Origin of the sequence: Pseudomonas sp. MWU12-3103b, from assembly GCF_023100615.1 — a bacterium.
In the GTDB taxonomy this organism is placed as follows: Bacteria; Pseudomonadota; Gammaproteobacteria; order Pseudomonadales; family Pseudomonadaceae; genus Aquipseudomonas; species Aquipseudomonas putida_A.
The window spans coordinates 66,072-79,650 of record NZ_JALMEY010000020.1; the positions used below are offsets into that span (position 1 = coordinate 66,072).

12 protein-coding genes are annotated in these 13,579 nt (G+C 59.2%); 10 read left to right on the plus strand and 2 right to left on the minus strand.

The annotated features are described in order from the left end of the window. Positions 1–38: 38 nt before the first annotated feature. From M0808_RS25320 to M0808_RS25350, 7 genes are all read left to right on the plus strand, one after another. Positions 39–2,267 (plus strand): polysaccharide biosynthesis tyrosine autokinase, encoded by a 2,229-nt coding sequence (locus M0808_RS25320; RefSeq protein WP_247842788.1) that lies wholly within the window; start codon positions 39–41, stop codon positions 2,265–2,267. Between the two features lie 39 nt (positions 2,268–2,306). Further along, on the plus strand, positions 2,307–3,389 hold the full coding sequence (locus tag M0808_RS25325) for a glycosyltransferase (protein ID WP_348773062.1): 1,083 nt from the start codon (positions 2,307–2,309) through the stop codon (positions 3,387–3,389). 14 nt (positions 3,390–3,403) lie between these two features. Then, positions 3,404–4,516, plus strand: a complete 1,113-nt coding sequence (locus tag M0808_RS25330; protein WP_247842796.1) for a polysaccharide pyruvyl transferase family protein — start codon at positions 3,404–3,406, stop codon at positions 4,514–4,516. Then, positions 4,513–5,742, plus strand: a complete 1,230-nt coding sequence (locus M0808_RS25335) for a polysaccharide biosynthesis C-terminal domain-containing protein (protein ID WP_247842798.1) — start codon at positions 4,513–4,515, stop codon at positions 5,740–5,742. The genes M0808_RS25330 and M0808_RS25335 overlap by 4 nt, the downstream gene beginning before the upstream one ends. Continuing rightward, positions 5,733–6,836 carry a hypothetical protein gene (locus M0808_RS25340; protein ID WP_134786938.1) on the plus strand — a complete coding sequence of 368 codons (1,104 nt, stop codon included), beginning with the start codon at positions 5,733–5,735 and terminating at the stop codon, positions 6,834–6,836. The genes M0808_RS25335 and M0808_RS25340 overlap by 10 nt, the downstream gene beginning before the upstream one ends. A 12-nt stretch (positions 6,837–6,848) precedes the next feature. Beyond that, positions 6,849–7,892 carry an acyltransferase gene (locus M0808_RS25345; RefSeq protein WP_247842799.1) on the plus strand — a complete coding sequence of 348 codons (1,044 nt, stop codon included), beginning with the start codon at positions 6,849–6,851 and terminating at the stop codon, positions 7,890–7,892. 110 nt (positions 7,893–8,002) lie between these two features. Beyond that, positions 8,003–9,130, plus strand: a complete 1,128-nt coding sequence (locus M0808_RS25350; protein ID WP_247842807.1) for a GDSL-type esterase/lipase family protein — start codon at positions 8,003–8,005, stop codon at positions 9,128–9,130. Between the two features lie 90 nt (positions 9,131–9,220). Here M0808_RS25350 and M0808_RS25355 read toward each other — a convergent pair whose 3' ends face one another. After that, positions 9,221–9,625, minus strand: coding sequence for a mannose-1-phosphate guanylyltransferase (locus M0808_RS25355; RefSeq protein WP_247842808.1), 405 nt, complete (start codon positions 9,623–9,625; stop codon positions 9,221–9,223). A gap of 37 nt (positions 9,626–9,662) precedes the next feature. Then, the gene (galU, locus tag M0808_RS25360) at positions 9,663–10,496 is read right to left on the minus strand and encodes a UTP--glucose-1-phosphate uridylyltransferase GalU (RefSeq protein WP_027611481.1); all 834 of its coding nucleotides are present in this window, start codon (positions 10,494–10,496) and stop codon (positions 9,663–9,665) included. A 389-nt stretch (positions 10,497–10,885) separates the two neighbouring features. On the opposite strand from galU, the gene galE reads away from it, so the two are divergent. The 3 genes from galE to M0808_RS25375 all read left to right on the plus strand — a co-directional run bounded on the left by galE (position 10,886) and on the right by M0808_RS25375 (position 13,576). Further along, positions 10,886–11,902 (plus strand): UDP-glucose 4-epimerase GalE, encoded by a 1,017-nt coding sequence (gene galE / locus M0808_RS25365; RefSeq protein ID WP_027611482.1) that lies wholly within the window; start codon positions 10,886–10,888, stop codon positions 11,900–11,902. Between the two features lie 231 nt (positions 11,903–12,133). Then, positions 12,134–12,370, plus strand: coding sequence for a hypothetical protein (locus M0808_RS25370; protein ID WP_003226528.1), 237 nt, complete (start codon positions 12,134–12,136; stop codon positions 12,368–12,370). A 144-nt stretch (positions 12,371–12,514) separates the two neighbouring features. Further along, positions 12,515–13,576: a polysaccharide biosynthesis/export family protein gene (locus M0808_RS25375; protein ID WP_096797780.1), complete on the plus strand. Its 1,062-nt coding sequence runs from the start codon at positions 12,515–12,517 to the stop codon at positions 13,574–13,576. Positions 13,577–13,579 lie beyond the last annotated feature (3 nt).

Here is a 13,579-nt window from a genome sequence, read left to right on the forward strand (position 1 = left end):
TGAATATTCTTCAGATCAGTGAATGGTAAGAAAGACTTATGCAGTTACCGTCAGTAATCGCCAACCGTGATAACGATCAAGACAGTATTGATCTTCTCGGCATATTCGGCAGTTTGATCGACCAGAAATGGTTGATCGGTGCATTCACCGGTGCATTCATGGCCGCCGGCGTTGCCTATGCGGTATTGGCGACGCCGGTGTACCTGGCGAACGCGCTGGTTCAGGTCGAACCGAAAAAGAACGACATGCTCGGTTTTTCCGACCTCAGCAGCATGCTCGGCGGGCAATCGCCGTCGGTGACCGAAATCGGCATCATCAAGTCCCGTGCGGTGATCGGCAAAACCGTCGACGACCTGCGCCTGGATATCGACGTCACCCCCAACACCTTCCCGGTGGTCGGCGGTTTTCTCGCCCGGCGTTATCGCGGCGAAACCGAGTTCAGCGTGGCGCCGCCGCGTTTTGGCTTCAACAGCTACGCCTGGGGCGGTGAGCGTCTGGAGTTCGCCCGGCTCAATCTGCCCAAAGAACTGTTGGGCAAGAAGCTCACCCTGATTGCTGGCGAACAACAGCACTTTCAGTTGCTCGATGACAACGACAACCTGCTGGTCGAGGGCGTCGCCGGCGAAGCCTTCGCCCAGGACGGCGTCGAGGGTTTGATCGAGCGCCTGCAAGCCAACCCGGGTACTCGCTTTGAAGTGGTGCGCAATCCACGGATCGTGACCATTCAGGGTTACCAGGATGCGCTGGATATCTCCGAGCAAGGTAAAGAGTCGGGGATTATCCGTCTGGCGCTGGCCAGCGCCGATGCGGCCGAGGCGGTGAAGATCCTCAACAAGATCGCCGCGCTCTACGTGGACCAGAACGTGCGCCGCACCTCGGCGGAAGCGGCGCAGAGCCTGGCGTTCCTGCAAAGCCAGTTGCCGCAGGTCAAGCGTGATCTGGCCAAGGCCAGCGATGCGCTCAACGCGTATCAGACCCACGGCAAGACCGTGAATATTTCCCTGGAAACGCAATCGGTGCTTGGTCAGTCCGTGGCGCTGGAAACGCGGATTTCCGAGCTGAAAATGCAGCAGGCGGAAATGGATCGCAAGTTCACCAAGCAGCATCCGGCGTATCGCGCGCTGATGTCGCAGATTGGCGAATTGACCCAGCAGCAGAAGTCGCTGGAAGGCAAGGTCGGTGATCTGCCGGCCACGCAGCAGGAGCTGCTCAACCTGACCCGGGATGTGGAAGTGGCTTCGCAGATCTACACGCAGTTGCTGAACAAATCCCAGGAATTGGACATCGTCCGCGCCGGGGCGGTGGGCAATGTGCGCCTGATCGATCCGGCGGATGTTGACCTGAGCAGCCCGGTCAAACCGAAAAAAGCCCTGATCGTGCTGATCGCAACGTTCCTCGGCGCCTTTCTCGGCGTAGCCCTGGTGCTGTTGCGCAAATCGTTGAGCAAGGGTCTGGAAGGGCCGGAAGCCATCGAACAGCTCGGGCTGCCGGTGTACGCGTCGATTCCCTACAGCGCCTTGCAGCGTGACGAGGACACGAAAAAAGGCCGAGCCAAAATCACCGCCGAGACGCCGGCCTATCTGCTGGCCCTGCGCAACCCGACCGACCTGTCCATCGAGTCGATCCGCAGCCTGCGCACCTGCCTGCATTTCGCCGCGCTGGATTCGACCAACAACCGCATCATGATCTCCGGCCCCAGCCCGCAGGTCGGCAAGACCTTCGTCTCGTCCAACCTCGCAGCGGTCATGGCGCAGAGCGGTCAGCGCGTGTTGCTGATCGACGCCGACATGCGCAAGGGCCACCTGCACAAGACGCTGAATGTGCCGATCGCCAATGGCCTGTCGGACCTGCTGGTCAAGCGCTGCAGCATCGAGCAGGCGATCAACACGGTGGAAATCGACAACCTGCACTTCATCAGCCGTGGTCAGGTTCCACCGAATCCTTCCGAGTTGTTGATGCACGCCAACTTCCGCGATTTGCTCGCCGAGCTGAGTCAGCGCTACGACGTGGTGATCATCGATACGCCGCCACTGCTCGCGGTTACCGACGCGGCGATTGTCGGGCGTGAAGCCGGGATCAGCCTGATCGTCACGCGGTTTGCGGTAAACCCGGCCAAGGAAATTGAAGCGACCATTCGCCGCTTCGCGCAGAACGGCATCGAGCTCAAGGGCGCGGTGTTCAACGGCGTCGAGAAGCGCGCTGCCAGCTACTACGGCAATGGCAGCTATGGCTATTACAACTACGAATACGCGTCGGACAAATCCTGAAATCAGGGGCGTTCCAACAGGCATGAAAGTGGGTGGGTTGTGAAGAAAATACTGCACGTGGCTGAAACGATAAAAGGTGGGGTCGCCACCGTTATCCGCACCATCTCGGCGTCGCCCGAAGGCCATGACTCGAACTACGAGCTGGTCTATCTGGTGCCGCTCGACCAGAAAAAAGAGCTGCACGGTATCGATGAGCAGCAGATTCGCACGTTCGAACGCAGCGGGCGCGATGTGCGTTCGCTGCTGCGATTTGCCTGGCAACTGACCCGGGTGATGCTCAAGGAAAAACCCGATGTGGTGCATTTGCACAGCACCTTTTCCGGGGTAATCGGCCGCGTGGTCTGTGTGCTTCTGCGACCGTGGCGCAGGCCGAAAATCGTCTACTGCCCGCACGCCTTTTCGTTCCTGATGGAAAGCTCGCCGACCAAGCAGAAGATCTACGCATGGATCGAGCGGGTCCTGCAGCGGGTCACCGACGTGATCATCTGCGTCAGCCGCTACGAGATGGACAAGGCTGCGCGGTTCGGCATTCAGCGCTCGCGCATGAAGCTGATCTACAACGGCATCCACCAGCGAGACGAAGCGCCGAAGGCCGAGAGCCCCGCGCCGATCCATCTGCTGTTCGTCGGTCGTCTCGACTACCAGAAAGGTTTCGACGTGCTGCTCAAGGCCTTCGCCAAGGTGCAGCGAAGTGATCTGAAACTGACGGTGGTCGGCAGTGCGGTCAACGAGGACACGGTCGAGTGCCCCGAGATGGACGCGGTCGAGTACCTGCCGTGGGTCACGCCGGCTGAAGTGCAGGCGCTGTATCAACAGGCCGACGCGCTGATCGTTCCGAGCCGCTGGGAAGGTTTTGCCATGGTGCCGCTGGAAGGCATGGCCATGGGCTTGCCGGTGATCGCCAGCAACTGCACATCACTGCCCGAACTGGTCACCCATGAAGTGTCCGGCTACGTCTTTCCCACCGGTGATCACCAGGCGCTGGCCGACGTGCTGGCGCGAATCCAGAAGCCGCGGTTGCTCGACCTCGGCAGCGAAGGCCGGAACATCGTGCGCGAGCGCTTCAGTGCCGCGCTGATGATCCGACAGACCTACGACGTGTATTGCGCTCCCACTTATTAAGTAGAACTCAGCTTATGAACGTAACGATTTTGCATGGCTACAGTGCGTCCAACTCCGGTGACGGCCTGCTCGTCGATCTGGCCATCGCGTTGGTGCAGCGCAACTTTGGCGAAGACACCGCGATCAATGTCGTGGCGTCCGACCCGCAGTCTTTCGCCTACCTGCCGCACCCGCGTTTCGACGCGCCGGTGATGGCGGCCAAGGGTCTTGGGCGGGTCAAGCAGGCGGTGTTTCTCAATCAGTCGTATGCCGGGCTGGCGGATCTGTTGCGCAAGACCGATCTGATCGTCGGCGTCGGTGGCGGCTACATGCGCTCGAAAAGCGCCTTCGAGCACATCAAGCTCAAACTCGGTCACGCCAAGCAACTGGAAACGGCGATCCTCAGCAAGGTGCCGTCGGTGTACCTGCCGCAAAGCATCGGCCCGTTCCATGGCGAGAGCCGCCAGATCGTCGATCACTACGCCAGCGCCGACGCGGTGTTCGTGCGCGATAACCGCTCCTCGGCAATGTTCGATGCCTGCGAAAACGTCTATCGCGCGCCGGATCTGGCGGTGCAGTCACTGGCCAGCAAGATCCTTCAGCAACCGAAGTTCACCCGCTGCGCCGCATCGCCGGCCACCGTGTGCGTGGTGCTGCGCAAGCCGCCGGAGTGGAGCAAGGAAAAGAAGGTCGCCTACGTCGCCAACCTGAAGTTGCTGCTGCAGCGCCTGAAGAACAAAAGCAAAGTGGTCTGCGCGGTGCAGAGCGCCGTTCGCGGCAACGATGACGGTGCGTTCTATCGCGAACTGGGCATCACCGAGGACCTGCTGTCGTTGAAGGCGACGATTGCCAAATATCAGCCGGACCTGGTGATCTCGGTGCGCCTGCACGGCGCCATCGAATCGCTGTTGTCCGGCGTCCCGGCGTACCACATCAGCTACGAGCGCAAAGGCTTTGGCGCCTATCAGGACATGGGCGTGGAGGATTGGGTGATCAATGGCGGCGACATCAATGTCGAGCAGATCATCGACACCGTTTATGCGCCGAACGCGCTGTCGAATTTCGGCAAGCGCCTGACCGACACTTGTCGCGAAATCGAAGCCAAGACGGTGATGATGGACGAGATCATCAAAGGCGTCGTTCGATGATATTTCGCTTGCTGCTGCGCGGCGGAGCCTTGGGCGCGAAGTTCTTGCTGGTGTTGGCCATCACCCATTACCTGGGCTACGAAGCGCTGGGGTTTTATGGCGTGGTGGTCGCGGCGTCGCTGATCGCTTCGAAGTTCTACAGCGTTGGTTTCAGTTCCGAGATCAATCGGTTGATCAGCGTTGGCGGCAGCTCGCGGCGGGTGGTCGACAAAGTCCTGTTGCTGTACCTGGCGGTGGGGCTGCTGCTGTCGCTGCTCACGGTGGGGATTTACTCGCTGTTTCAGCAGGTCGAGGCGAGCACCGCGCTGATCCTCTGCGTGACACTGGTGCTGCTCACCGAACACCTGTCGTTCGAGATCAACTCGTTCGTGTTTTCTGCGCAGAAAGCCACCGCGGGCGCGCTGCTGTTCTTCATCAAGACCGGTCTCTGGGCGCTGCTGGCGGTGGGCGGGATGATGCTCGACTGGGTCTCCGGCATCGCCAGTGTGCTGTGGCTGTGGGTGGCCGCCAACGTGCTGGTGATCGTCGCCGGTTACCTGATCGTGGTGAATGTGCACAAGGGCCGGGTCAGCGAAGCACTGACTACCGCGACCGTGTGGAAGGCCGGGTTGCCGTTCTACTTCGGTACGGGGTTGATCGCGCTGAGTCAGTACGCCGAGCGCTTTCTGATTGCCGATCTCGAACCCTACGCCAGCCTCGGTAAATACGTGTACGCGTGGTCGGCGGCGAACACTTTGCAGGCGCTGTCTTACGCGGTAGTGGCGGTGGTCGGCATTCCGGTGCTGGCCAAGCGGTTTCAGGCGGATCAGCAGTCATTTACGGTCAAGCAATTGTTCGTCAACAAATGGGTGATGCGCTCGTTAGTGGTGTCGGCGGCGGTGGCGGTGCTGATCTATCTGTTCTTCAACGTGGTGCTCGATTACGTCGCCACCAGCGTGCCGCGCCCGGATAACGCGATCCTCGGCGTGTTGATCTTTTCCTTTGCCTTGCGGGCCATTGGCGACATCGTCTGGGGCGGTCTGATCGCCTCGAAAAACAGTCGGGTGTCATTCGCCAGCGCGGCGATCTGCCTGCTGGTGTCGGTCCCGGTCAGCTACCTGCTGATCAAGCACTATTCGATTTACGGCGCGGCGTGGGGCAATGTCTTCGCGATCATCGTCCAGCTCGGTGTGATCGCCGTGTTGACTCGGGCGACCCGTGCCAAAGGGGCGCTGGCATGGGGTTGAAGTTGCCGTGTATCGAGTTTCGCGGCCGCAAACTCGATTCTTCGCTGTCGTTCCTGATTCTGTTCACCGGGTTGTTTCTGTCGGTGGCGATGCCGCTGCTGATCCCGCGTGATCCGGGGCCGGATGCGATGACCTTGTGGTCTTCCTATGCGCGCGCCGACAACTGCAATTTCTGGAACCCGTTCTCGCCGGATCGCTCCTCCTACGAATGTTCGGCGTTCCTGCTGCGGCCCACCGGGATCAACCTGACCAACGCCTGGGCCTACGGGATGTTCTGCAACTTCTTCCTCACGGCGATTCCGGTGGTGGTGTTCCGGCGCATGCCGCTGGCGATCTTCGGCACCCTGTGCCTGTGGGGAATTGTGCGTTCGTTTTTTCTGGAAAACCTGACCAAGGAAATCATCGTCTCGGTGGCGGTGCTGAGCATCTTGTTCAGCTCGCTGACGCGCAAATACCGCGGCGGATTTTTTCTGTCGGCGGTGATCTACGGCGTGCTGATCCGGCCTTACTGGATTCTGTTTTCGCTGTCGTGGGTCGGCGTCTGCGTGATGAAGAAGTATGTGTCGCGCTTCACCTTCTTCCTGATGCTGTTCCTGTTTTACCTGGCGGTGGCCATGGCGATCCAGCTGGCGCTGGGGTTTCCGGTGTCATCGATTCGCGCCAGCAACAACGAGTTGCGCACGGCCGGGGAAGAGGGTTCGAAATCGCTGATCGTCTCTTGGCTCAGCGGCAGTGACTTCGTCTCGCAGGCGCTGGACTCGATGATCATTTTCTTCCGGCTGTCATTCCCGGTGGAGCTGATTCTGTTGTCCGGGCCGGGCCAGGTGATCTTTGTGGCGCTGATGATCATGACCGCGCTGCTGCTGTTCAAAGTCATCACTTCCACCGACTACAAAGGCGCACCGATCGAAACCAAACCCAAGGAACTGATCGCGATTCCGCTGGCGTTCCTGCTGGTGCAGGGTTTGTTCGAACCGGACTTCGGCTCCTTCGCCCGGCACTTTTCCATGGTGGTGCCGGTGTTGTTTGTTGGCCTCGGCCTGATGTTGCGCGCGAACAAACCGGTGCGGGTTGAATCAAGAGTTCTGAATTGAGGCAGGTGCTGTATGTCGAGCAAGAAAAAATCGCTGGAGATCGAAACCCTGCGGGGCCTGGCGTGCCTGCTGCTGGTGCTCTATCACGTCATTGGCCCGTTGGGCGGAGGCCTGAAGATCGATCTCGGCTCGCCGTTTCGGGTGATCGCCGACTCGATGGTGTACGTGCGCATGCCGCTGTTCACCTTCATTTCCGGCTACATCTATTCGATCTACAAAATTCGCGGCAATGACTTTTCCGCGTTCTTCAGCGGCAAGGTACGACGGCTGATCGTGCCGCTGTTTTGCGTCGGTGTGCCGTTCTCGGTGTTGCAGGCGGTGGGGCCGGGGGTCAACAAGGACGTCGGCGTGATCGATGCCTTGTTGTCGTTCTGGGTGCCGGTCAATCACTTCTGGTTCCTGCAGGCGGTGTTCATCATTTTCATGTTCGTCGGCCTGCTGGAATGGCGCGGGATGCTGCGCTCGATGACGCGCTTGTATCTGCTGTTCGCCTTCGCTGCGGCGGTGTTTCTGTTGCCGCCGTTCAAGCTCGATGCGTTCGGCATCAATGGCGCGATTTACCTGCTGCCGTTCTTTGTGGCGGGGATGATCGGCCAGGAAAATGTCGAGGCGTTGAAGCAGCGGTTCAAGGTGGTCGGGCCGCTGGTGTTTGTGTTGATTTCGTTGACGCTGCTGTACGTGGCGGCGATTGATCGTGAGTTGATCGTCGACCGCCGCAGCCTGATCGGTCTGACCGTGGGGTGTGTGTCCTGCATTGCTTTGCTGTCGAGTGACATGCGCTCGAAGTGGCTGACCTGGCTGGGCGGCTACTCTTACGCGATCTTTCTGTTCCATGTGCTGTTCGCGGCGACTTCGCGGTTTGTCATGGGGCGGCTGGGTGTGAAAGACGAAAGCATTCTGGTGCTCAGCGGACTGCTGTTTGGTCTGTTGGGGCCGGTGGTGCTGTCGATGATTTTCAGTCGCTTCAATGTCACTTCGGTGCTGTTTTTGGGCGAGCGTGCGGCGAAGAAAAAACCGGTGGCGAGCGTTACTCCGGTGGTGCCGGCCAATAGCTGAAAGGCTTCGCGAGCAAGCCCGCTCCCACAGGGGTTGTGTGAGTTGCCGAGATCCAATGTGGGAGCGGGCTTGCTCGCGAAGGGGCCATTCCAGACTGAAGGAAATAATGCATGTTGGCAGTAAATGACGCTCAGCCCGTCGCAGCGTCGGTGGTGGAAGTAGGCGATGCGCGCGAGCGCTTTGCGCAGTGGCGCGAAGGCAAGGCCGGGAAGGTCTTGTCGGTCTCGGTGATCGGCGACAGCTACAGCGCCGGGCAGGATTTCTACCTGAACAAACTGGTGCAGCGCGTGGCCGGCGAAGTGGGTTTTGCCGGCCCCGGTTACGTCGGTTTCAACCACGGCGCCGCGCTGGGCGGCACGCATTTCAAATACACCCGCAGCAGCGAAAAGTACTTCGGTGGTGGCTGGCAGGTTTCCGGTCTCGGTCAGGCCAGCCCTGACAGCCGCACGGTCACCGGCAAGCCCGGTGCCTGGTTGCAAATCGATGCCAGCCCGACACCAGCCATCGACACCCAAGTCACCCAGGCGAAATTGCTCTATCTGGGCAACGGCGAAGCCAGTGAGCTGCGCTACCGTTGGACACCCTCGGAAGACTGGCAGCCATTGACGCTCAAGGGTTCGGGCGTTCAGGAAGTACCGCTTGCAGGTCTCTCTTCAGCGCCAGACTGGTCATTCAAACTGGAAGTGGTGAAGGGCGCACCGACCTTGTTTGGCCTGTGGCTGAGCAACGATCAGCACGGCGTGCGGGTTTCAAAACTGGCGGCCTCGGGCGCGGCATCCGCGGATTTCTATCACCAGAACCCGCAATGGCAGGTGCAGTGGAAAGCCGCCGTGTCGAAGATTCCCGCCGACGTTTACCTGATCATGCTCGGCGGCAACGATCAGGGCTTCGGGGTCAAACCCGAACAATACCTGCACAACGTTCAGGGCCTGGTGGCGATGATCCGCGAGATCCAACCGGCGGCGAGCATCAACCTGATCATGCGTCAGGACACCACGCGTTCCAGCGCCTATCCGATGTCGGCGTATGCACAGGTCTTGCAGCCGTGGGCGCACGAGCAGCAGCTGGGGTTTGCCAATCTGCAATGCGCGTTCGGCCCTGACGTCAAACGCTATGCGGCGGCGATGATCGGCCCGGACAAGATTCATCCGCAGCCGGCCACGGGCGGGAAAGTGATTGCCGATTACTTCTATCGCTGGATCGTCAGTGGCATCAACGCGGACAGTTGCGACTTGTAGGAGCTGCGGCACGCTGCGATCTTTTGATCTTGCTCTTGAAAACAAAATCAAAAGATCGCAGCGTGCCGCAGCTCCTACAGGAAAGTGTTTTTATTTGAAGTTATCTATCTGGCTAAGGAGCTCAGCCGTTTTCTGCGGCATCAGTTGCGTGGCACACCGCGTCTCGACATTGATGATGATCGCCGGCTCGTTGCAGCACAGGCGTACGCGGAAGCGCCAGTCGCTGAAGATCACCTTCAGGCCATCACGATCGTCCATTTCCAGCGCCTGCTCGGCATACCGTTGTTTCAGATGGGCGAGCAGGGGATAGGGATCCGCCAGCGTGCGGCGAATGTCGCCGGACGCCGGAAACATGCCGATGCGCTCCACCAGCAGAATGCTGCCCAGCCACGACTCGTTGGCGCTGGGCAACGGCTGATGGCGTGACAGCCAGCTGACCGCCCCGAGGTTGCCCACCTCCCGTTCAATCTCTGCTGCATGCTGTGCCATGTTCATCGGTTGCCTCCTGAAAAGAGAAGTGGGCGGGGCCGTCTCAGCGGCCTTTGAGGTAGACGTTGTCGTAGCAGAAGTTGGTCGCCTGCAGGTAACCCTCGGCGTCGCCGCAGTCAAAGCGCAGGCCCTTGAACTTGTAAGCCAGCACGCAACCGTTCTGTGCCTGTTTCATAAGCGCGTCGGTGATCTGGATCTCGCCGCCCTTGCCCGGTTGGGTGTCGGCGATCAGGTCGAAGATGTCCGGCGTCAGGATGTAGCGGCCGATGATCGCCAGGTTCGACGGGGCATCCTGCGGCGCCGGTTTTTCCACCATGTTATTGACCCGGTAGATGCCCTCGGAAATCAGCTCGCCGGCGATCACCCCGTATTTGTGGGTCTGGTCGGCCGGGACTTCCTGGATGGCGACGATCGAGCAGCGGAATTTCTTGTACAGCTGGATCATCTGCGACAGCACGCCGTCACCTTCCAGGTTCAGGCACAAGTCGTCGGCCAGCACCACGGCAAAGGGTTCATCGCCGATCAACGGGCGGCCGCTGAGAATCGCGTGACCGAGGCCCTTCATTTCCACCTGACGGGTGTAGGAGAAGGTGCAGGTGTCGATCAGCTCGCGGGTGCCGGCGAGGAACTTCTCTTTCTCGGTGCCGCGGATCTGGTGTTCGAGTTCGTAGCTGATGTCGAAGTGGTCTTCCAGCGCACGCTTGCCCCGACCGGTGACGATGGCCATGTGTTGCAGGCCGGCGTCCCGTGCTTCTTCAACGGCGTATTCGATCAACGGCTTGTTGACGATCGGCAGCATCTCTTTCGGCATGGCTTTGGTCGCCGGCAAGAAACGCGTGCCGTAACCGGCAGCGGGGAACAAACATTTACGAATCATAAAAGTATCCTGGACAGTCATGGAACACAGGCAACGGGTGCGCGCACTTATCAAAGCGCACAAGTTTCAATGATTATTGAACGAGTACTTTAATACCTGAGTCAGGTTGTTAATGGCAATTAGCGCAGGGGGTAAAACATGACAATGTTATGAGATGTCGGTTAAGGCGTTATTAGTTATTTTTAGTCGGTATCTGTTGATAGTGATGAGTGTACTTGGGGTGCTAATAAGTACCGGGCAATACAGTTTGACCTGCAAAAATATTTATTGCCAGTGGTTGAACTAATTTTGTTTAAGGCTGTTGTCGTCCTTATTTGTGTGGTGCGCCACAGATTCAATGAAAGGGACTTGACAGGCTACTTGTCACTTATCCAATGACGGACCGCGCTATGAAGATTCTGGTAACGGGTGGCGCCGGCTATATCGGCTCGCACACCACACTTGCGCTGCTTGAAGCAGGTTATGAAGTTGTTGTACTGGATAATCTTTGCAACAGCAGCGATGCGGCATTGCACGCGATAGAAGGTATCTGCGGCAAAAGCGCGTTGATGATTCGCGGCGATGTCTGCGACCGGGCGTTGCTCGACCGGATCTTCCGCGAGCATGCGATCGACGCGGTGCTGCATTTTGCCGGGCTCAAAGCCGTCGGCGAGAGCGTGCGCAAGCCGCTGGATTATTACGAGAACAACGTCGGCGGCAGCATCACCTTGTGTCAGTCGATGGCCGCAGCGGGGGTGTTCCGGCTGGTGTTCAGTTCGTCGGCCACGGTGTACGGCGAGCCTGAGCAGATGCCGATCCGCGAGGATTTCCCCACCGGCATTCCGACCAATCCTTACGGTCAATCCAAGCTGATCGTCGAGAACGTGCTGCGCGACCTGAGTCAGGCCGAGCCGCGCTGGAGCATCGCCTTGCTGCGTTACTTCAACCCGATTGGCGCGCATCACAGCGGGCATATGGGCGAAGACCCCAGCGGCATCCCCAACAACCTGCTGCCTTACATCAGCCAGGTCGCGGTCGGCAGCCTGCAGGAGTTATCGATTTTCGGCGACGATTACCCGACGATCGACGGCACCGGGGTGCGCGATTACATCCATGTTGTCGACCTCGCCGATGGCCATCTCAAAGCCTTGCAATCGATTGCCGACCGCCCGGGCATCCATACCTGGAACCTCGGCACCGGCGACGGCTACAGCGTGATGCAAGTGCTGCACGCCTTCGAACAGGCCAGCGGGCGACCCGTGCCGTACCGGGTGATGCCACGGCGCAGCGGGGACATTGCCGAGAGCTGGGCCGACGCCTCGAAAGCGCAAAAAGAACTCGGCTGGAAAGCCACACGCAGTTTGCAGGACATGGTCACCGACACCTGGCGCTGGCAATCGAATCATCCGCGCGGTTATCTCGAATGATGTCGTTCTAATACTGAATGTTAGTTTCGGTCAGCTGTTAGATATCGTCGGGAAAATACGCTGGAAATGCCTTTTGCAAGTCCGTAGATATAAACCTGCCGTTCGACTTTTATCAGTTGGGTAAGACTGTGAAAGAACGACGGATCTTGTTCGCGATTTTCGCGAACTTGAACGCTACCACCGCTAACTCAGGCCGGTTTTTAACAGGCTGAATGTTAGAAAGGAGTTGATATGAAAAAAGTGATGGCGATTGCCCTGTTGACGATGTTGAGCAACTGGGCGTCCGCTGCTGAAGCGCCGCTAACTGCGGTGACCAATGTATCTGGCAGTGTGGCGGCTTCTACAGCGCCTGCTGCCAGTACTGCAATGGTTGCCAGTGCAGTCGCGGCGTCCAACAGCGGCGGAAGTGCCAACGGCGGTACCACTGGCACCACCGGTACTACCGGCACCACCGGCACGCACAACTAACAGGAACATTTGTTAGTGCAGTACAGGGTCGCCCGACGCAAGTCGGGTGACTTTATTTTTAGATTCGCCCTTGAATAGCGTAGTGCCATTATGACTCGTAGTTTTTCTCTTTTGCTGTTGGCAAGTATCGCTTTGCAAGGTTGCATGTTTTCCCCCGGCCAGTACCTGAGCACCGGCGACATCACGCGCCAGGGCGCCAGCGAAAGCAGTCGGGTCGAGCTGATTCCGATCACGCCCAAGCTGATCTCGATGACCCGTGCCACGCAGAAGCGTGAGACGGTACCGTCGGAACTGTTGGCAACGCCTGCGGAATACCGCATCGGCAGCAACGATGTGCTGTACATCACGGTCTGGGATCACCCGGAGCTGACCGCGCCATCGGGGGCACAACAGCAGATCGACGCCAACGGTCGACTGGTGCGCTCCGATGGCACGCTGTACTACCCGTTCATCAAGGAAGTGCAGGCGGCCGGCAAGACTATTCAACAGCTGCGCTCGGACATCGAAACACGCCTGTCGGCGTTCATCGCCGAGCCGCAGGTGGATGTCGCGGTGCTGCGTTTCGCCAGTCAGAAAGTGGTGGTTTCCGGTGCCGTGGCCAAAGCCGGTCCGCAGCCGATTTCCACCAACCCGCTGAGCGTGGTCGAGGCCCTCGGCACTGCCGGCATCGACACCAACAACGCCGACCTGTCGGGCCTGTTGCTGACCCGCAATGGCCGGGTGTATCCGCTCAATCTCGACTCGCTCAACCAGCAGGATTCCGAGTTGCAGCACGTCTTCCTCAAGGGCGGCGATCAGCTGTACCTGCCGTACAACGACAACAAGCGCATCTACGTCATGGGCGAAGTCAATCAGCCCCGTGCGCTGAGCTTCAAGACCGCGACGATGAACCTCTCCGACGTGCTCGGTTCGGTCGGCGGCTTGAGCCAGACCACCTCCAACGGCAACGCGGTGTACGTGATTCGCGGGGTGGAAAACCTCGATGTCGAGCCGGCGAAAATCTATCAACTGGAAGCCCAGTCGCCGACCGCCATGGCACTTGCTTCGCACTTTGAAGTGCGCCCCCAGGATGTGGTTTACGTCGGCCCGGCCAACGTCACGCGCTGGAACCGCTTCATCAGCCAACTGGTGCCGTCGGCATCGATTGTCGGGACCGGGGCTTCCGCTGCGAAGAACTGGAGCGAATTCAGTAACAACAGCAAATAAGGC

What these genes read in the sequence shown, in the direction of transcription:
- M0808_RS25355 (WP_247842808.1), bottom strand. Translation starts at nt 9,625, where the DNA reads ATGAACATGGCACAGCATGCAGCAGAGATTGAACGGGAGGTGGGCAAC.
- M0808_RS25350 (WP_247842807.1), top strand. Translation starts at nt 8,003, where the DNA reads ATGTTGGCAGTAAATGACGCTCAGCCCGTCGCAGCGTCGGTGGTGGAA.
- M0808_RS25340 (WP_134786938.1), top strand. Translation starts at nt 5,733, where the DNA reads ATGGGGTTGAAGTTGCCGTGTATCGAGTTTCGCGGCCGCAAACTCGAT.
- M0808_RS25330 (WP_247842796.1), top strand. Translation starts at nt 3,404, where the DNA reads ATGAACGTAACGATTTTGCATGGCTACAGTGCGTCCAACTCCGGTGAC.
- M0808_RS25320 (WP_247842788.1), top strand. Translation starts at nt 39, where the DNA reads ATGCAGTTACCGTCAGTAATCGCCAACCGTGATAACGATCAAGACAGT.
- M0808_RS25370 (WP_003226528.1), top strand. Translation starts at nt 12,134, where the DNA reads ATGAAAAAAGTGATGGCGATTGCCCTGTTGACGATGTTGAGCAACTGG.
- M0808_RS25375 (WP_096797780.1), top strand. Translation starts at nt 12,515, where the DNA reads ATGTTTTCCCCCGGCCAGTACCTGAGCACCGGCGACATCACGCGCCAG.
- galE (WP_027611482.1), top strand. Translation starts at nt 10,886, where the DNA reads ATGAAGATTCTGGTAACGGGTGGCGCCGGCTATATCGGCTCGCACACC.
- galU (WP_027611481.1), bottom strand. Translation starts at nt 10,496, where the DNA reads ATGATTCGTAAATGTTTGTTCCCCGCTGCCGGTTACGGCACGCGTTTC.
- M0808_RS25345 (WP_247842799.1), top strand. Translation starts at nt 6,849, where the DNA reads ATGTCGAGCAAGAAAAAATCGCTGGAGATCGAAACCCTGCGGGGCCTG.
- M0808_RS25335 (WP_247842798.1), top strand. Translation starts at nt 4,513, where the DNA reads ATGATATTTCGCTTGCTGCTGCGCGGCGGAGCCTTGGGCGCGAAGTTC.